This window comes from Pedobacter sp. KBS0701, assembly GCF_005938645.2.
Classification (GTDB): domain Bacteria; phylum Bacteroidota; class Bacteroidia; order Sphingobacteriales; family Sphingobacteriaceae; genus Pedobacter.
This window is the reverse complement of the sequence record NZ_CP042171.1, coordinates 4,019,056-4,039,235: the sequence shown is the minus strand read 5'-3', so window position 1 is coordinate 4,039,235 and position 20,180 is coordinate 4,019,056. Positions and strand designations below refer to the sequence as shown.

The following is a 20,180-nucleotide window of genomic DNA, read 5'->3' as shown; positions in this document are numbered from 1 at the left end:
GCCAAAACTTTTGGCTCATTTTTTTTGTTTTTTTTAAAACTGCTTCCATGGAAATAGATATACGAAAACAAAATATTGGACTAAATTTTACTGAAAACGGGGAAGCTGAAATCAGGCTGTGGGCACCGCTGGCCGCACAGGTTTCTATCTTAATTGGAGATCGCGAAATTTCTTTAGCGCTGTTTGAGGAGGGCTATGGTTATTGGTATTTGCAAACGAACCAGATCAAGGCGCTTGATCGATATGCCTTTAAAATTAATCTGATAACCGGGGGAGAAATGCTTCACCGGGCAGACCCAGCCTCTTTGTTTTTGGAAGAAGGGCCTCACGGGCGCTCTACCGCATTTGATGTAAACACTTTTAACTGGACGGATGCTGATTGGAAAGGAAAAGACCTCAATGATCTCATAATCTACGAGCTTCACACCGGAACATTTACGCCAGATGGAGATTTTGCTGCCATAGCAACTAAACTTGATTATCTGGTTGAGCTTGGCATTACAGCCGTAGAAATTATGCCGGTGGCACAATTTCCGGGTAATAGAAACTGGGGTTACGACGGCGTGTTTCCCTTTGCAGTACAAAACACTTATGGCGGACCGCTGGCCTTACAGCATTTGGTTAATGCCTGCCACGCCAAAGGTTTGGCAGTAATTTTAGATGTGGTTTATAACCATTTGGGCCCCGAAGGGAATTATTTCTCCGATTTTGGCGACTATTTTACTGATAAATACCATACACCATGGGGGAAGGCGATTAATTTTGATGATGCAAACTGTGATGCCGTGCGTGATTTCTTTATTGAAAATGCGTTGATGTGGTTAAGGGATTTTCACATCGATGCCCTCAGGTTGGATGCGGTGCATGCAATTAAAGATCTTAGTCCGGTGCATATTCTGGCGGAGATTAAAACACACACCGAAAAACTCTCTCAATTTACCGGCAGGACATACCAACTGATTGTTGAGCTTGATTTAAATGACGATCGTTATATCCGGCATCAAAGCAAATATGGTTATGGAATGGACGCCCAGTGGGTTGACGAGTTTCATCACGCACTCCGGGTTTGTACTGGACAAGCGAAAGAGGGCTATTATTCCGATTTTAACGGTGTAGCAGATCTGGCCAAATCTTGTCAGGATGCTTATGTGTACACCGGGCAATATTCGGCACACCGGCAGAAAAAGTTTGGTGTTCCCGTAAAAGATGATTCAGGAGCTAAATTTGTTGTCTTTTCACAAAACCACGATCAGGTGGGCAACCGCATGTTGGGCGAAAGGAGCAGTACCCTGGTTAGTTTTGAAATGTTAAAGGTAATGGCTGCGGCAGTTTTTTGCAGCCCGTTTTTACCCTTAATATTTATGGGCGAGGAATGGGCAGAAACCAATCCTTTCCAGTTTTTTGTCAGTCATAGCGATGAGGAACTGGTAGAAGCGGTGAGGAAAGGAAGAAAGGCAGAATTTGCTGCTTTTCACAATAATGGCGATACACCCGACCCCCAGGACGAGTCTACTTTTGAAAGGTCTAAGCTCGACTGGAAAAAAACCGGTGAACCGAAGCACAAGACCATGCTCAGTTATTATAAAACTTTAATCGCTTTGCGGAAACAACATCCTGTACTGGCTAACCTGGATCGGAAAAATGTATATGCAGAGGCCTTTTCTAAAAAAAACTGCATGATATTGAAACGCTGGAAAGACAAGGAAGAAATCATTGCCATGTTTAATTTTTCTATACAAAAGCAAACGTTATCTATCGATCCGGCATTTCAACAGGCGTCGGTGCTGTTGGATTCTGCTTTGCTAAAATGGGGAGGCTCAAACGCCGAATCAAACAGTATACCTGCAGACGGTCAGATTACTTTATTTCCCGAATCAACTCTTATTCTTTTTAAAACACATGTATAAACCCACTTCTACCTATCGAATCCAGTTCCATAAAAATTTTAACTTCAAATCTCTCGATCATATTATTCCCTACCTGACAGAACTGGGGATCGATACGATATACGCGTCGCCAATTTTTGAGGCGATGCCAGGGAGTACGCACGGTTACGATATCGTAAATCCACTGAAAATAAATCCCGAGATTGGTACCGAGGCAGAATTGCTTAAGCTTTCTGAAAAGTTAAAAGCTGCTGGCATTAAATGGCTTCAGGATATTGTTCCAAACCATATGGCCTTTCATCCAAATAATACCTGGTTAATGGATGTACTTCGAAAAGGAAATGATTCTGAATTTGCACGATTTTTCGATATTGATTTGCAAAAGGGCGATGGACGTTTAATGGTACCTTTTTTAGGTGAGGACCTTGAAGAGGCGATTGCAGGGCAGAAATTAAAATTGCAGGCCATTAAAGGCGAATACTACCTCAATTATGGTGATTCGAACTGGCCGGTAAATGCAGAAACCGCCAGGACTCTTTCCACACAAGACCTTAAGGAAATAAATAGGGATACTGCTGTCTTAACCAGGATTGTCAAAAATCAGCATTATCGATTGTGCAACTGGCAGGAAACCAACTATAACATTAACTATCGCAGGTTTTTTACCGTTAATGCCCTGATCTGCCTCAATATGCAACATCAGAAAACATTCGATCTTTACCACCGCTACATTTTTGAATTGATTGATAAAGGAGTTTTTCAGGGTTTGCGGATTGATCATGTTGATGGCCTATATGATCCTAAGGAATATTTGGAACGGCTTAGAAACGCTGTAGGCAAAGACATTTATATCGTTGTAGAAAAAATTCTCGAAAATGGTGAAGAATTACCTAAAGACTGGAAAGTGCAGGGAAGTACAGGCTACGATTTTTTAGCAATGGTAAATAATCTTTTTACAAACAAAGAAGCAGAAAAGCCCTTTAATAAACTTTATCAGGAAGTAACAGGTAAAAAACTCGATCCATCCACGCTGATTTACGAAAAGAAAAGCAACATCTTGTTTAAGCACATGCAGGGAGAACTGGATAATTTATTCGAACTCTTTTTGGAACTTAAACTGCCCGATTTTTCGATCATTAAGCAAGCTGATCTTAAAAAGGCACTTGCCGAAATGCTTATCGCTATGCCTGTATACCGATATTACAACTATCGCTTTCCACTGGCAGAGGCTGAATCACTTCATATTCAAAATTTGCTTGCACCCATTCTCCGTGATAAAAAGCTGGCTAAAGCAGGAGAGTTGTTGAACAAAATCCTCTTAGAAACCCCAAAAAAGAAAAACAGGGCCTACAACAAAAAGTTGAGTCATTTTTTTCAGCGCTGTATGCAGTTTACAGGTCCGCTAATGGCCAAAGGCGTAGAGGATACCGCCATGTTCACCTATAACCGGTTTATAGGCCATGCAGAAGTGGGTGATGCGCCAGATGCTTTTGGAATGGCAGTGCATGAGTTTCATAATGAAATGTATAAACGCCAACACGACTGGCCATTTAGCATCAATGGAAGTTCCACTCACGACACCAAAAAAGGGGAAGATGTTAGAGCAAGATTAAATGTACTTAGCGATCTTCCGGATGAGTGGTCTCAATTGGTGCAGCAACTAAAAAGAACTTTCGTATCCCTACAAAAACAGAATACGTCTTTTAAGCTATTACATGATAATGATGTTTATTTAGTCCTGCAGACCATTATCGGCGCTTTGCCCTTTCATAAAGATGATGATCATGAAATCGAAAGCCGTTTGGCGCAGTTTATTGTAAAAGCATTAAGAGAATCGAAAAAACGATCAGACTGGGCAAATCCTGATGAAGACTATGAGGATAAACTCACTGAATTTTCGCAGGCTCTTTTAACTGAAAAGCAGGAAAGTAATAGTTTAATCAGAAATTTTTTAAAACGCATCTCCGATTTTGCAGTCATCAACAGTTTAGCCCAGCTCGCCCTGAAATTCACCTCTCCGGGCATCCCGGATATTTACCAGGGAACCGAATTATGGGATTTAAGTCTTGTTGATCCAGATAACAGAAGACCGGTCAATTATGCCGATAGGACGGATCTGATCGCAGCATTTGATGCGCCTGTTAATTTTAAAAGGCTTTGGGAAGACAGGTTTTCGGGAAAAATTAAAATGTGGCTAACTAAAACTTTGCTAAAGATAAGAAAGTCTGAGTCAGAAGTTTTTGAACGTGGAGCATACATTCCTTTACAGGTTCAAGGTAAGTATAGCCAGCATATTTGTGCTTTTGCAAGGCAATATAAACAGCAATGGTTAATCACTGTGGTTCCTTTGGGGTTTGCTAAATGCTGTAAAAATCAAAATGTAGCAGCCGATAATTTTGATTGGGAAGATACCCAGGTGTTGTTGCCAAATGAGGCACCTCTTAGCTGGCAAAACCTGCTGACCGAAAAAAAGGAGTATAAAGATCCCTTAAATGAAGGTATCCTGATCAGCCAGTTGTTTAACCACATGCAGTTGGCGGTAATTAAGTTAATGCCTAAAAATAATCCGCGTTCTGCAGGTGTGCTTATGCACATTAGTGCTTTGCCGTCTCGTTTTGGTATTGGCGATTTAGGCCCTGGCGCCTATAAATTTGTAGATTTCCTTGCCAAATCACGGCAACGCTACTGGCAGGTTTTACCGCTTAATCCAACCAAAAAAGAAACTGGGTATTCGCCCTATTCCAGCAACTCTTCCATGGCCGGAAATATGATGCTGATCAGTCCTGAATGCTTATTTGAACAAGCGCTTTTAAGCGAAAGCGATCTGGATGACTGTATGTTACCAGAAACAGGGCCGGTAGATTTTGAAAAAACAGAAGTAATGAAGCAGCAGATATTAAATAAGGCTTATCAACTGTTTAAAGCTAAAGGGAATGAAAAACTGGTAGATGAATTTAACCTGTTTTGTAGAACCGAACAAGATTGGCTAGCTGATTTTTCTGTTTATACCTGCATAAAGCAATATTTTAAGGGTAAAGAATGGTTTAACTGGCCAGAAAAATTTAAATTAAAGGATGTCCAAACTATCGTTAAATTTGAAAAAGGCAATCAGGCCGAAATTGAAGAAATAAAATGGAACCAGTTTATTTTTTATCACCAGTGGTATAGGTTAAAAGAATACGCAAATGCGAAAGACATAGAACTGATTGGCGATCTCCCGTTTTACCTTGATTATGATGCTGTTGAAGTATGGGCACAGCGTGAAAATTTTTTACTTGATAAAAACGGAAACAGAATAGAGGTTGCTGCCGTTCCTCCTGATTATTTTAACGAAAAGGGCCAACTCTGGGGTATGCCGGTATACAACTGGGAAAAGATGAAAGAGGATGATTTTAAATGGTGGGAAAACCGGTTAAAGAAAAACCAACAGCTATATAACCTTCTTCGTTTAGATCATTTTAGGGCTTTTTCTAATTATTGGCAGGTTGCGGCCAGTAAAGAAGATGCCGTAGATGGTACATGGAAGCCTGGAGCTGGTGCTGCATTTTTTAAAACGATGGAAAAGAAATTGGGCAAACTCCCCTTTATTGCTGAAGATCTAGGTGAAATTTCAGCGGATGTTGAGCAGTTGAGAAAACAATTTCGGTTGCCGGGCATGAAAGTACTTCAATTTGCTTTTGGTGAAGATTTAGCAGGATCCGTGCATATCCCACATCAATTCGGCTCGTCAAATTTTATTGTTTACACAGGCACACATGATAACAATACAACCCTGGGCTGGTTTAAAAATGAAACCGATGCAAACGTTAAAAAGCGACTTTCAAAATATGTTGGCGCCGAGGTTAATGAAAAGAATATCAATACCATCCTGATCGGGCTCTGCTATGCTTCCATTGCTAAAATTGCCATTATCCCCATGCAGGATATTCTGCATTTAGATGAAACTGCCCGGATGAACATCCCGGGCAAGGCCACAGGGAATTGGGCATGGAGAGCCGATAAACAATTTATAGATGAGAAAACAATAAACGGGCTGAAAGCAGAAACCGAACTTTATGGGCGCTGAAAATTCTGAAAAGTTGATCCTATTCAGCTTGTGTAATCAATTTTAGTGCATAAAAAGCATTCTTATTAACAGCTATTTAACTTGTTGTTTACTGAATGTTTTAAAAATGAAAATTACCTAAACTATAGCTGATTTTTCATTGTTGATTCTTTAACACCACAGGTGATTTATGAAGGGTTAAACATCAATATCTTAAAATCAATACTATGAAAGCAGCAGTATTTCACAAACCTGGCGATATCCGGGTAGACAATGTTCCCGATCCGGAAATTCTGGATCCAAGGGATGTAATTCTGAAAGTTACCTCAACTGCCATTTGCGGTTCCGATCTCCATATCTTAAGCGGTGCAGTTCCACAAAAAGAACCATTGGTTATGGGGCATGAATTTATGGGGATCGTTGAAGAAGTCGGTGCTTCCATCACCAATCTTAAGCGTGGCGACCGTGTGGTGGTTCCTTTTCCAATTTCATGCGGTAAATGTTTTTTTTGTACGCATGAGGCATCCCCTGCATGCGAAAATTCGAATTTTAAAAACTATGGTCCTAATGGTGATATGATGAGCCAAAAAGGTGGCGCATTATTTGGTTACACCGATCTGTACGGTGGATATTCGGGCGGGCAGGCACAGTATGTAAGGGTACCTTATGCGGATATCAGTCCTCGGATTGTTCCGGAGCATTTAAGTGATGAGCAGGCACTTTTTCTGACCGATATTTTTCCTACAGGCTGGTCGGCTATTGACTGGGCACAACTCAAGGGAGGTGAGGTGGTGGCCATTTTTGGTTCAGGTCCGGTGGGTTTAATGGCCCAGAAAGCAGCTTGGATTAATGGAGCGAGCCGGGTAATTGCGATTGATCCCCTTGATTACAGGTTGGAAAAAGCAAAAGCAGTAAACAATGTCGACATCCTCAATCCACATAAAGTTGATGTTGTAGCAGCCATCAGGGAAATGACCGGTGGACGGGGAGCCGATGTATGTGTAGATGCTGTTGGTTTTGAACCTGAGCGTAGCTTTATGGATAAGGTTAAGGCAACGATAAATTTTGAAAAAGGATCAATCAAAGTCCTTGAAATGTGTTTTGAAGCTGTCCGCAGGATGGGAACGGTATCTATTATGGGCGTTTACGGATCTCCTTATGATAATTTTCCGCTGTTTAGGATATTCGACAAAGGTATTACCATTAAGCAGGGGCAGGCTCCGGTACTCAACTATATTGATAAACTGATCGGGCTTGTAGATGAGGGTAAAGTAGTGCTGGATGATATTATAACCCATACAATTCCGCTTGAAGATGCCGCACGTGGCTATAAAATTTTTGATGAAAAGGAAGACGATTGTGTTAAGGTTGTTTTGAAGCCTTAGCCTCTAATAAATGTTAGCCTGGTAGCATACCAGGCTAACATTTACCTTGTTTTAAAATTTGCTTTTTTATGCTGCTTTATGTTATAAGTGCTCTCCGCAGTACCTGTCAATCCGATAAAAGGCTTTTCGAAATAAAACGAAAAACCATGGATATACGATGTGCTATCAATCTTTTTTTTTCGCTACACTTTAAGCTGCTACTATATGGTTTGGTATGTTGCTGGTTGCTGTGTACATCCTGCCATAAGGAAGATACTGGGGCCTATATGATCACATCTGAAAATTTCTATGATATGACCGTGCCTGAGCATAACTATCAACAACTTCTGAATGAAGAGCTTTTCAAAATCAATGCTGATCCGCGTTTTCCTATACTTGCAAAAAAGCGTGTAGAGTTTTCAAAAAAATACATTTTGGAGTTGAATACGCTGTTAGGAATAAGCGGACCTGCCTCTTCCATTGCTATCAGTGATGAAAACCATGAAAGGCTTGTTGAATTAAAAAAGCTCACAGGAGATAGCTTTAAGAAGGAGCTGGTCAGGTTAACTGTTGAATCGGATCAGCAATTTGTCGGATTTCATGTTAATGCGATTTCTTCAGAAGGGGCTAAAGATCTTGCATTAAGGGAATGGGCCCGACAAAAACTTCCGATGCTAACCGAGAATCTTTCAGAGATTCAGACACTTCATTAGATTGGATAATTACTCATTGAATTGTAATAGGCCAGGATTCATCAAAAATTGAATTTATGACCAATAATGTAAATGAAATCGGTTAAACCATTAGGCTGTGTTGCAGGCAACATGCGTAGAATAGATTGATTTCATTTCATGAATGTATAGAATGGGGCCTATATATTGACTAAAAAATTATCTTAATGATACATTAGCTATTTGGTTTAGAGTCTGCAGTATTAAAATAATTAGCAATGGAATATTATTAACCAATACGTTCTGTAAGTTCACTTAAATTCAGGATTCATTGATTTGGATTGTTTTTTTATATGGATAGGTTCATATAATTAGAAAATTGTTTCAAACATCTAAATTCTTTGTGAAAATTGATCAAAATTTAAAAAGAATCTTTTGTTTATGTGACTTAGTATTTGATGAAAATTCTGTCAAATATAAAAATGGCACAAGATTCTTTTTAGAAAAAGATAAATGTCATTAAAATAGACCTTTTCTAAATAAATTGCCAATTTTAAATGGCATCTAAATTAATAATTATATATTTGCAGCCTTGAAACTAAGCAATGTCTAATGCTATTAATCAGTGATTTGGATATTACTTGTAACAGAGCCATAGGAATAAGGCTTTTTTAATTTTTTGAAGACAACCTAAACAACTTGAATGCTTAATTTAGTTCTCTTTGGCCCTCCAGGGGCGGGTAAAGGCACCCAATCTGAAAAGCTGATTGCAAAATATCAGTTGGTACACGTTTCAACAGGCGATCTTTTTAGAGCACACGTTAAAGGAGAAACAGAATTAGGAAAAAAAGTAAGTCAATTGTTAGCTGATGGAGAATTGGTTCCCGATGCCATTACGATTGCCATGCTTGAGGAAGAGGTGGATAAAAATCCTGATGCTAAAGGATTTGTGTTTGATGGATTTCCGCGTACCGTTCCGCAAGCAATTGAGCTTGATTTATTTTTAGAGCGTAAAGGCAGTAAAATTGCTGGTGTTATTGCTTTAGATGTTGATCAGGACGAGCTTACAAAACGTATTGCCGAACGTCATAAAACCAGTGGCCGTCCAGATGATGATGCTGAAAAACTGAAAAAACGGATTTCAGAATACTTTGATAAAACGATCCATGTATTGCCTTATTATGAAGAGCAGGGGAAGTTGAATAAAGTAAACGGGATTGGTGAAATAGAAACAGTATATCATGATCTTTGCGCCGTAATTGATCAGTATAAAGTGTAAAGTATCGGGTTCAGGAAGCAAATATAGTATCAGGGAAACGGTTTTAATTAATTCCTGATCCGTTATAAAAAACATAAAAGGAGTTATAATGTTAAAACGTTATAACTCTTTAATTTTAATGGAGTTGTCATTTCAACGTTCCAATAGTAAAACATTTCAATATTAAAATATGTCACAGGGTTCGAATTTCGTAGATTATGTAAAAATTTGTTGCCGTTCTGGTAAGGGTGGGGCAGGTTCAGCACATTTACATCGTGATATTTTAACGTCAATGGGTGGTCCTGATGGTGGTGATGGCGGTCGTGGTGGCCACATTATCGTTAAAGGCAGTATTCATATCTGGACATTATTACACCTTAAATACCGTAAACATATCATCGCAGAAGATGGTGGGGCAGGTGGAAGTTCCCATAAATTCGGTAAACAAGGTAAGGATGAAATCTTAGAAGTTCCGCTTGGCACCATTGCTAAAGATGCTGAAACGGGAGAAATCCTTTTTGAAATTACAAAAGATGGCGAAACTAAAATTTTAACGGCTGGTGGCCGTGGTGGTCTGGGTAATGCGCATTTTAAAAATTCTGTTCAACAAACACCACGTTTCGCACAACCAGGCGAGCAGGGACAGGAAGTTTGGAATATTTTAGAATTAAAAGTTTTAGCCGATGTTGGTCTCGTAGGTTTCCCAAATGCAGGAAAATCAACTTTACTTTCTGTAGTTTCGGCGGCTAAACCAGAAATTGCCGATTATCCTTTTACTACCATTGTTCCTAATCTGGGTATTGTAAGTTACCGGGGTGGAAAATCTTTTGTAATGGCAGATATCCCTGGAATTATTGAAGGTGCATCAAAGGGTAAAGGTTTAGGATACCGTTTCCTTCGTCATATCGAGCGTAATTCGGTGCTGTTATTCATGGTTCCGGCTGATACAAGTCGCTCAATTAAAGAAGAATACGAAATTCTTAAAAGTGAACTGGAGTCTTACAATCCTGAATTAATGCAAAAGCCACACGTTTTAGCCATTACCAAATCAGATATGTTAGATGAAGAACTGATGGAAGAAATGAAGCAGGATCTGCCAAATATCCCATCGATATTTATCTCATCAGTAGCCGAAAAAAATATTTTAGAACTGAAAGATATGCTTTGGAAGGCAATTGAAGGATAAAGTAATCCATTAGTTCAATGGTCAGTTGTTCATTAGTTTCTACTCTCAACTAATGACTAATGAACGTTACCAAACCAGGCGCTCAAACACTTAATTGAAATTCCCTGTTTTTGATAAAATTGGCTGGATATCAGTTTAATAAGGAAAGGCAAAATTTTCGAGAGGATAAAATGAGAAAATGTGCTAACCTCCAATACTAAGAAATTATTTAAAGGCTAAAGGTTTGCATGGATCATTAATCCATGCAAATGACTCATTAAATTTTTTGTATTTTTTATCCTTGTCCTTCCTGTACCTGACCATTTTCGTGGGCATTTTCAAGAATCTCTTTCACATCTGATTTGCGCTTTTTAGCAACTGTGTGTTTAAAATGAGGCACTTCATGTTCAACAATATCTTCTTCAATTGCTTCTACGCCAAAAACTTTCTCTTTTAACAGGTTATATTTGTCTTGAAAGCCATAACGCAGGTTTTTGGCTCCACCAACAATTTTTCCCCGGGTGCCTGCACCGCTATCTGGAGCAAATAAAATACTAATTACTGCACCAGCTGCTAAACCAGCCACCAAGGCAAGGGCTATTTTTGCACTGTTATCCGATTCGTGCTTTAAATATTTTCCGATTAACTTTCTGTATTTCATGATCATGTGGTTTTATAAATGAACAATTCGGCTGATATAATGTTTGATGTTTTTTAATTTGGAAAGCAAGTACAGTAGTTTTTTTGGAAAAGCAGTCCTGCTTCCGCTCCTATGAAACCTGTGAAACAAGCAAGCACACTATAAAACAACAAAATAAGTGCTTAAGTCGGAAGTACCCGCTGAAATCGCGTTTAGATGGCAATGTAGCTGTGGTATACCTTTGTGAATTAATGTTTACAATTTTATATCTGTATTTAGGTGATCAATGAGGTTAGTAGTGAACCGTTAAGGCTGCAGCAATCATGAAATTACGATATCGATCTTAAAAAAGACCAGACTTTTACCTAAGTTTAAAGTTAAAGCACAATATTTGGGTTACTAAACGAATTAAAATGGTAAAAGCAACAATAAATAAAGAACATTATGCATGTTCGGTAACCAATGGTTCACATGATATTATCGTAGACGAACCTTTAGAGTTAGGAGGAACACATAAAGGTTTTGCACCAAAAGGATTATTAATGGCTTCTTTGGCATCGTGTGTAGCCATTACTTTAAGAATGTATGCCGATAGGAAGGAATGGCCCATTGATAAAATTGAGGTGGAAGTAAACATTGATACCGAAAACGGTGAAACAATCTTTTTGGAAGAAATTACCTGTACTGGCGTGCTTACCGAAGAACAAAAAATCAGACTGGAAGAAATTGCAACAAAATGCCCGGTCAGTAAAATCCTTGCCGCTGGTCATGAAATCAGATCGAAAGTGCTTTAGGGTATGATGGTGCAAAACTCCTTTGCACATTCATAAAAAGCTTTAATATCTTTGTAATCCACAGTATTTACTGCGGTAAAAAATAATTTATGCCTACCGAAATAAAATGCCCCAATTGTGCCCATATTTTTCCGATGGAAGAAGCTATGGCCGAAGATTATAAGAAAGAGTTACGTGAGAAAGCGGCTGCTTATGCAAGGCAGAAAGATGAAGAATATCAACGTAAGCTACAGGTTTTCGAGTCAGAAAAACAGCAACAGCTGAAAGCTTTTGAGGCTAAACTTAACGAAGAGAAGACCAAACTTAAGGATAGCTTGGAGGAGAACCTTCGTAAAAGTATTTCGGCCGATTTTGAAACCAAACTGCAAATGCTGGAAGGTAATGCGAAAGATAATGCTGAAAAATTAAAGCTGGCCCGTGAAAAAGAACTCGAATTTTTACGTCGCGAGGAAAGCCTTAAAGTAAAGGAAGAAGAAATGGAACTTGCTTTTCAACGTAAAATGCAGGAACAGCGTAACGAGTTGGTAGAACAGATTCGTAAACAAGAGGCAGAAAAGAATAGTATTAAAGATACTGAACATCAATTGCGTTTAAAGGAATTGGAAAAACAGCTCGACGATCAGAAAAAACTGGCTGAAGAGATGAAACGCAAAGCCGAGCAGGGTAGTATGCAATTACAGGGCGAAGTACAGGAATTGATCCTGGAAGAACTGCTCCGTGTTAATTACCCTTTCGATTTAATTGAAGAAGTTGGCAAAGGTGTACGTGGGGCAGATTGCGTACAGGTGGTGCGTAATCAATTTGGACAGGAATGCGGTAAAATTATTTACGAAAGCAAACGTACCAAAGACTTTGGTGGCGACTGGATCGAAAAACTGAAGAAAGATATGCGCAGTATGGGCATTGATGTAGCGGTGATTGTAAGTCAGTGTTACCCAAAAGGCATGGATTGTTTCGGACAGCGTGATGGAGTTTGGATCTGTTCTTTCGAAGAAGTAAATGCCGTAGCTTATGTGTTGCGGGAAGGTATTTTGCGTTTGGCAGGCGCAGTAAAATCGCAGGAAAACCGTGGCGAAAAAATGCACATGTTATACGATTACCTAATGGGGGCAGAGTTTTCTGAACAATGGAAAGCCATCAGAGAGGGTTTTATGAGTATGAAACTATCCATACAGCGTGAGCGCGATGCGATGGAACGTTTATGGAAAGCACGTGAAAAACAATTGGAGAAAGTATTGTTAAATGCGACCCATATCCGTGGTTCTATAGAGGGAATTGCAGGTAGCGATAGTGTGCAGCTGAGTTTAACAGATGAAGATGATGATACCTTGCTTTTAGAGTAAAGCACAGCATCGTCTCCTGTCCCGATTTTTATATCGTAACGTCATCCTGAACTTGTTTCAGGATCTATTTGAATAGATCGGGGTTGGCCCATCAACAGGTGTGAATTGCCAACTGATTTGGGCGTTACCCAATCCCGTGGAAAACGGGATTGGTTTAGGCTTTTCAGGGCTACACTACGCTTCGGTACCAATGAAAACCTGTGAAACAAGCAAGCATACCGTAATTAAATAAAAACAGATGCTTAATCGGTGCTGAACCCTTACAATCCTTAACGCGGAGGTACTGCGTGACCACCTCGCCGATTTTAAACGATGTAGCGCTCAATGAGGCCATTAAAAAAGTATTAACTTCTGCCGCGGTTCGTGGAGCCATGAATCGAAATATAGTAAAGAGGAAATACTTTTTGTAACAGGTTATACCGGATTAGTATCTACCTTAGATACAAATTGTATTTAATTACATGCTTTTTTGTATCAGAAACCAAAACCTGCAAGTTCTGATGTGATATAAATAATAACAATAAATAAATAATAACATGAACAAGAAATCTAACCAATCTTTTAACCGCTTTAAAATCCTTACTTTAATATGCACTTTGCTATTTTTTGGGGATGTCTTCGGGAACGTTCCCGGAAAGAGTTTGAAGTCGCCGGATGGCAACCTGGTGACCAGTTTTGCTTTGGCTGAAGGAGGAGTACCCACCTATACTTTAAAATACAAAGGAAAAGACGTTATTAAAACCAGTAAACTGGGTCTCGAGCTTAACGACGGTAAATCTTTAATGAACGGTTTTACCATAAGCGATACCGAAACGAGCACTTTTAATGAAACCTGGAAACCCGTTTGGGGCGAGGTAAAAGAAATTGTAAATCATTACAATGAACTGGCGGTAACTTTAACCCAAAAGGAGAGCAACCGTTTTATTATTTTACGTTTCCGCCTGTTTAATGACGGTTTGGGTTTTAGATATGAATTTCCGGAGCAAAAAAACTTAGATTATTTCGTAATTAAGGAAGAGAAAACCCAGTTCGCTTTAGCCGGCGATCATAAAGCATTCTGGCTTCCTGGTGATTATGATACACAGGAATATAGTACCGTAACCTCAAACTTATCAGAAGTTCGCGGTAAAATGAAAGCTGCGGTAACACCAAACGCTTCGCAAACTACTTTCTCGCCAACAGGATTACAGACGCCGTTAATGATGAAGAGTAAAGATGGTTTGTATATCAATATCCATGAAGCAGCACTGATCAACTATTCTTTAATGTCGTTAAATCTTGATGATAAAAACATGGTTTTAGAATCCTGGTTAACACCTGATGCAATTGGCGATAAAGGTTATATGCAGGCGCCTTGTTTATCACCCTGGAGAACCATTATAGTAAGTGATAAAGCAGGTGATATTTTGACTTCAAAATTAACCTATAACTTAAACGAACCAACAAAATTTAAAGATGTATCGTGGATTAAGCCAACAAAATATGTTGGGGTTTGGTGGGAAATGATTACTGGTAAAAGTACCTGGGCATATAACGATTTAACCAGTGTGCAATTAGGAGTAACCGATTACGCCAAAACGAAGCCTAATGGTAAACACGCTGCAAATACTGCACATGTAAAGGAATATATCGATTTCGCTGCCAAAAATGGTTTAGATGCTGTTTTGGTTGAAGGCTGGAACGTAGGCTGGGAAGACTGGTTTGGCAAAACAAAAGATTATGTATTTGATTTTGTAACCCCTTATCCCGATTTTGATGTAAAAGAACTGCACCGTTACGCCGCCAGTAAAGGCATTAAAATGATTATGCACCACGAAACTTCCTCGTCGGTACGTAATTATGAGCGTCATTTAGATACTGCTTACAAATTTATGAAAGCCAATGGTTACGATGCTGTGAAAAGCGGTTATGTAGGCAACATGATCCCAAGAGGTGAGCACCATTATGGGCAGTGGTTAAACAATCATTACCTGTATGCCATCCAAAAAGCTGCTGAATATAAAATTATGGTGAATGCGCACGAGGCTGTTCGGCCTACTGGCTTAGCGCGCACTTACCCGAACTTAATTGGAAACGAATCAGCAAGGGGAACTGAATATGAAGCTTTTGGCGGCAACAATGCCGATCATACTACGATTTTGCCCTTTACACGTTTAATCGGCGGACCAATGGATTATACACCAGGTATTTTCGAAACCAAGGTAAGTGTTTACAATCCAGAAAATACTTCATTTGTACACAGTACATTAGCCCGCCAGCTTGCGCTTTATGTGACCATGTATAGCCCGTTGCAAATGGCTGCTGATTTACCAGAGACTTATAATAAATACATGGATGCTTTTCAGTTTATTAAAGATGTGGCTGTAGATTGGGATGATACCAAAGTTTTGGAGGCGGAGCCAGGCGATTATATCACTTTTGCGCGTAAAGCAAAAGGTAAGAACAACTGGTTTGTTGGCCGTACCAATGATGAGGTGGCCAGAACATCTAAAATCGATTTTAGCTTTTTGGATCCTGGTAAAAAATATACCGCAACCATTTATGCTGATGCAAAGGATGCCCATTATGAAAAAAATCCTAAAGCGTATACTATCCGCAAAATGGAAGTAACCAACAAAACTAAATTAACGCAGTACTGTGCGCCTGGCGGAGGATATGCGATTAGCATTATAGCGAAATAATTGGATTAGGTGGTGTCAGTTGTTGCCAACTGACACTCTTCTCTTCTAGTCGCAGTGTCTCGCTACGACTTTTTTGTTTTTATGTGGCTGATTTTCCTACAGATTTCACAGATTAGCGCAGAAAAAACAATCAATTTGTGGTAATCATTTTATGTCCGCGCGACTCTTTTTTTGTATTTGGCAGTTTAGTGTGCTGAGTCTCCTTAACAGATCATAACAGCTAACTACATACAGGAAAATACCTTATTTTATAATATCTTAGCGAAACCGTTAAACCAAGCAGTATCACCATGCCCAGAACTAAAAATCATATTGAACTTCAATTTTTAAGCGAACCCTCTGATGTTAACTATGGGGGTAAGGTGCATGGTGGGATGATGATGAAGTGGATTGATCAGGCTGCTTTTGCCTGCGCCTTGCAGTGGAGCCAAACCTATTGTGTAACGGTTTATGTGGGCGGAATCAGGTTTTTCCACCCGGTTCATATTGGGCATTTGGTTAAAATGGAAGCACGCATTATTTACACGGGTAAAACCAGTATGCATATTGCCGTTGATGCTTTTTCTAAACCCGTAGGTCAAACCGATTTTGTGAAGAATACACACTGTATTATTGTGTTTGTTGCCGTTGATGACAATGGACAGCCGAAAGCAATTCCGGCTTTTAAACCCAAAACCGAAAAAGAAATCGCCATGCATGGTTATGCCATTAAATTAATGGAATTGCGTAAAAGCATTGATAAGGAAATGGAACCGTATATTGTTTAGCGCCAGGCGGGTTGCGTTCAGCGATGCCGTTTTCCACTATCCATTTTTTATCTTATTTCTTCCATTTTGCCTCTGCCACACTTTGCGTCCTTTGCGGTTAAAAAGAGCATGAATCTATTCTACAACTGGTAAACTGAAACAAAACTTGCTGCCCTCACCGATGGCACTTATTACCCATATTTTTCCGTTTTCGGCTTCGATAAAATCTTTAGAAATGGCAAGGCCCAATCCAGAACCCGATTTATTCTGACCATCGGTTGGTACCTGGAAATACCTGTCGAATAATTTTTTCTGGTATTTTTCGTCAATGCCTTTTCCAAAATCGCGGACAGAGAATTCAATAAAATTGTCTTTTTGGAAAACATCAATGATTACCTTCGATTTTTCTGAACTGTACCGCAATGCATTAGATAAAAAGTTAACCATTACCCAGGCCGTTTTCTGAATATCGGCAGTTACATTTGGTAAGTTGTGGTCGCAGTTAAGCACCAGCTGGATCGATTTCTGTTCAGCCTGGAATTTAACAGCATCAACCGCATAACTCACAATTTCTTCAGGTTTAGTGATGGCTAAAGTGAGTTTTAAATTGCCGGTTTCTACCTGCGATAGATCAAGCAGTTCGCTGGTAATTTTTAACAATCTGTCGCTATCCTCTTTAATGTGGTTAAGTAACTCGTGCTGCTCTTCATTCATCATACCCACACGCTCATCGTTAAGCAATTTCAGGCTCATTTTGATCGACGAAAGCGGTGTTTTTAACTCGTGCGAAACGGTTGCAATAAAATTTGTTTTGGCTTCATCAAGCTCTTTAAACTGCGTAATATTTTTTAACGTGTAAACGCTTCCGGCAGATTTAGAGGAGGCAATTAATGTGCTATCATCCTGTTCTTCATAATTCGGGATGATGATTTCGCGATTTTCCAACAGGAAATATGATTCTTTATCATCAGTATAAATTTTTAAGGTGTTATCATTGGTTTCAGGTTTAATAATCCTTTTGAGCAACTCATTTTTTTGTGTCAGTTCGGCTACATTCTGACCAATAACCTTGTCTTCATCCAGACTCATCAGTTTCACCGCCAGATGATTTAGAAAGAGCACTTCTCCTTTCTCATTTAAGCCGATAATGGCATCCTGCATTTGTGCAATAATGGCTTCAATGCGCGACTTTTCGGATTTGATTTTAGATAAGTTGCTATTTTCCCATTCATTTAATTTAATCACCATGCCATTAAAGGAGTTTGCCAGTTCTGTAAACTCATCCTCGTTTTCGAAATGTAAATGCTGTTTATAATTTTTACGACTGATCTGCTTAATCGCCGCACTAAACTCGGCAAGGGGGTTGGCTACAAAACCCGGAAAATTAACAATAAATGTAAAAAGGATGATAAAACTCAGCGTCGCGGCAATCATAATATAAACGTTTGCTCTTGATGAGGTTTCGTTAGCCAACTCGTTTTTATCATAAATGGCCTTCATGTTTACCTGTTCTATATTTTGCAGTGCCACACGCAAATTTTTAATACTACTTTCTGTAGTGGTCGACAGTTGTGGACCGTTCAGCGCATTAAAAGCTGTTTCCAATTTCCTGAAGGCTGCTTTTTCGCCAGGTTCGGTAATATTTAATCCCTCATTTTTGAGGTTTTCAGTAAATATAGTCAGCTGTGTGCGGCTTAATGGAAAAGGATGCTGGTCGATTACATTGCGCATGGCAGCAACATATTTCAAAGATTTATAGTTGTCTTTAAGAATTACCTTCGATTTATCAGAAAGCTCGTTTAAGAAAAAGAGCGCAATCAATCCGAAGGATAAAACGATTATAAAGAGAAACCCGAATCCGAGGCGGAGCTTGGTTTTAATTTTCATGGTGTTTTGGTTTAACCGCAAAGAGCGGAAAGTTTTTCGCGAAGAAACGCAAAGTAATTTCTCTCTTTTCGTGGTAAAAATAGCTTATAATTAAATCTGTTTCCTGATGAACTAAATTACATAACTGCTGGTTAAATAAATAGCATCTGTTTAGCCTGTAGTCAATAGCTATGCCAGTAGATATGGGGATTGCTTAAGTTGTTGTTTTTTAGGTTGATAAGCTGTTTTGTGATTATATTAAGCAAAAAAACCTTTTCATTTTGGAAGGGTTTTTATCATTATGAACTATTACTTCGGAGGCTTTAATACACAGTTTTATGTTGCTAAACCTGATTGCAATGGAAAGCCTGTAAGCGAGGTACGAGTGCGGACTTGGAATGAAAAGCAGGACTGATACTCCTATGAAATGCAGGCTGAGCTTTTCAAAATAAGAATAAATTTCTGTCTTTTTTTGGAAAGCAGGTTAAGTGGCATTTAGGTTAATGTACTCCCGCTGTCCGCTTTACTGCGTGCCGCTTCCATCGGGTTTAGGTGGCGCGGGCAGTAATAATATTTGGGTTGCAGGGCGCTGAAAATAAATCTGATCTTACCCGAAAAGTTTTTAAGTCATGGTAATTCCTTTGTTCCTAAACCTGATTGACGTGGAAAGCCCACAGCGCTGCGAGGACTTGTAACAGAAAGCAGGACTGACGTTCCTATGAAATGCAGGCTGGGCTTTACAAAAGTAGATTAGACTATTATTTTTTGGAAAGCAGCTTAAGTAGCCTTTAGGTTGGTGTAGTTCCCGCTGTCCGCTTTGCTGCGTGCCGCTTCCATCGGGTTTAGGTGGCGCGTGCGGTAATAATATTTGGGGTTGCTAAGTGCGGAAATAATGCGCCTTTAATTTATTTTTTGAGTCTTACAGCACTGTTCTTTGTTTCTAAACCTGATCGTCGCGAACACGGAGTGCAACGGAATAAAGCGAAGAGAGAAATATTCCTATGAAATACAGATTTGGCTTTCCAAAAAAAAACAGTAAACATGAATTTTGTTTTTAGGAAAGCAAATTTAGAAGCATTTAGAATGATGATTAGAATTTAATAAACTTTTCTATCTGCTCGTTGATAAACTTTATCGTATCAGGATGATTGAAATTGCCTTCAGCATCTAATTCGGACTTAATATTTGGAATATGCAGGCGTAAGGGTAAAATATTGAGATGGATGTAATGACAAACGCCTGTAAAATGATCTACACCACGGATATTGCCATATTTACCAGATGAAATGCCCACTAATGCCGCTTTTTTATCGTAAAAACTATCCGGGAAATTACAGGCATCGATTAACACTTTTAGCACACCAGGATAACTGCCGTTATACTCAGGCATAATGAATAAAAACTTTTCGGTTTGGTAAATCATATTCTGGATTTTCTGAAAAGCTTCCGAACGTTTGCCATACATATCCGTATTCAAAACATCTACAGGCAGGTGCTCCAGACTGAACAAACTGGCATCAGTTCCATTTTCTTTTAGTTGCCTTTGGTAATATTTAGCAACTTTTAGCGTATTGCTATTGGGCCTGTTGGTTGCAGCTATAATTGTGATCATGGATAATTGTTAATAAGATGTGTAAAACCCAAAGACGCTTCTTGCTAAAATTGCCATATAGTTTGTATCTTAGCTGATTGTGAAAAAGGCCGTAAACAACGCAAAAATA

13 protein-coding genes are annotated in these 20,180 nt (G+C 39.2%); 10 read left to right on the top strand and 3 right to left on the bottom strand.

What is annotated here, in order from left to right:
- The first annotated feature begins 47 nt into the window (after positions 1-47).
- The 6 genes from treZ to obgE all read left to right on the top strand — a co-directional run bounded on the left by treZ (position 48) and on the right by obgE (position 10,410).
- Positions 48-1,907, top strand: a complete 1,860-nt coding sequence (treZ, locus tag FFJ24_RS16225; protein WP_138818200.1) for a malto-oligosyltrehalose trehalohydrolase — start codon at positions 48-50, stop codon at positions 1,905-1,907.
- Entirely contained in the window at positions 1,900-5,952 is a 4,053-nt protein-coding gene (treY, locus tag FFJ24_RS16220) for a malto-oligosyltrehalose synthase (RefSeq protein WP_138818199.1), read from the top strand. The genes treZ and treY overlap by 8 nt, the downstream gene beginning before the upstream one ends.
- Positions 5,953-6,158: 206 nt before the next feature.
- Positions 6,159-7,316, top strand: coding sequence for a zinc-dependent alcohol dehydrogenase (locus tag FFJ24_RS16215; protein ID WP_138818198.1), 1,158 nt, complete (start codon positions 6,159-6,161; stop codon positions 7,314-7,316).
- A gap of 266 nt (positions 7,317-7,582) precedes the next feature.
- Positions 7,583-8,008 carry a DUF4142 domain-containing protein gene (locus FFJ24_RS16210; RefSeq protein WP_168202492.1) on the top strand — a complete coding sequence of 142 codons (426 nt, stop codon included), beginning with the start codon at positions 7,583-7,585 and terminating at the stop codon, positions 8,006-8,008.
- Positions 8,009-8,669: 661 nt separating this feature from the next.
- A complete protein-coding gene (locus FFJ24_RS16205) occupies positions 8,670-9,245 on the top strand; it encodes an adenylate kinase (RefSeq protein ID WP_138818196.1) in 576 nt (191 codons plus the stop codon).
- 169 nt (positions 9,246-9,414) lie between these two features.
- Positions 9,415-10,410 carry a GTPase ObgE gene (gene obgE / locus FFJ24_RS16200; RefSeq protein WP_029277724.1) on the top strand — a complete coding sequence of 332 codons (996 nt, stop codon included), beginning with the start codon at positions 9,415-9,417 and terminating at the stop codon, positions 10,408-10,410.
- A 274-nt stretch (positions 10,411-10,684) separates the two neighbouring features.
- On the opposite strand, the gene FFJ24_RS16195 is transcribed toward obgE, so the two are convergent.
- Positions 10,685-11,050, bottom strand: coding sequence for a YtxH domain-containing protein (locus FFJ24_RS16195; RefSeq protein WP_138818195.1), 366 nt, complete (start codon positions 11,048-11,050; stop codon positions 10,685-10,687).
- Positions 11,051-11,442: 392 nt separating this feature from the next.
- Here FFJ24_RS16195 and FFJ24_RS16190 point away from each other — a divergent pair, with 392 nt between their 5' ends.
- From FFJ24_RS16190 to FFJ24_RS16175, 4 genes are all read left to right on the top strand, one after another.
- Entirely contained in the window at positions 11,443-11,823 is a 381-nt protein-coding gene (locus tag FFJ24_RS16190; RefSeq protein ID WP_138818194.1) for an OsmC family protein, read from the top strand.
- Between the two features lie 89 nt (positions 11,824-11,912).
- A complete protein-coding gene (locus tag FFJ24_RS16185; RefSeq protein WP_138818193.1) occupies positions 11,913-13,166 on the top strand; it encodes a DUF2130 domain-containing protein in 1,254 nt (417 codons plus the stop codon).
- Positions 13,167-13,702: 536 nt separating this feature from the next.
- The gene (locus FFJ24_RS16180; RefSeq protein ID WP_246862630.1) at positions 13,703-15,847 is read left to right on the top strand and encodes a glycoside hydrolase family 97 protein; all 2,145 of its coding nucleotides are present in this window, start codon (positions 13,703-13,705) and stop codon (positions 15,845-15,847) included.
- Between the two features lie 290 nt (positions 15,848-16,137).
- Positions 16,138-16,614: an acyl-CoA thioesterase gene (locus FFJ24_RS16175; protein WP_138818192.1), complete on the top strand. Its 477-nt coding sequence runs from the start codon at positions 16,138-16,140 to the stop codon at positions 16,612-16,614.
- A gap of 114 nt (positions 16,615-16,728) precedes the next feature.
- Here the strand turns inward: FFJ24_RS16175 and FFJ24_RS16170 are convergent, their stop codons facing one another.
- Positions 16,729-18,480 carry an ATP-binding protein gene (locus FFJ24_RS16170; RefSeq protein ID WP_138818191.1) on the bottom strand — a complete coding sequence of 584 codons (1,752 nt, stop codon included), beginning with the start codon at positions 18,478-18,480 and terminating at the stop codon, positions 16,729-16,731.
- A 1,069-nt stretch (positions 18,481-19,549) separates the two neighbouring features.
- Complete coding sequence (locus FFJ24_RS16165) at positions 19,550-20,071, bottom strand: NADPH-dependent FMN reductase (protein ID WP_138818190.1); 522 nt, start codon at positions 20,069-20,071, stop codon at positions 19,550-19,552.
- Positions 20,072-20,180: the final 109 nt, after the last annotated feature.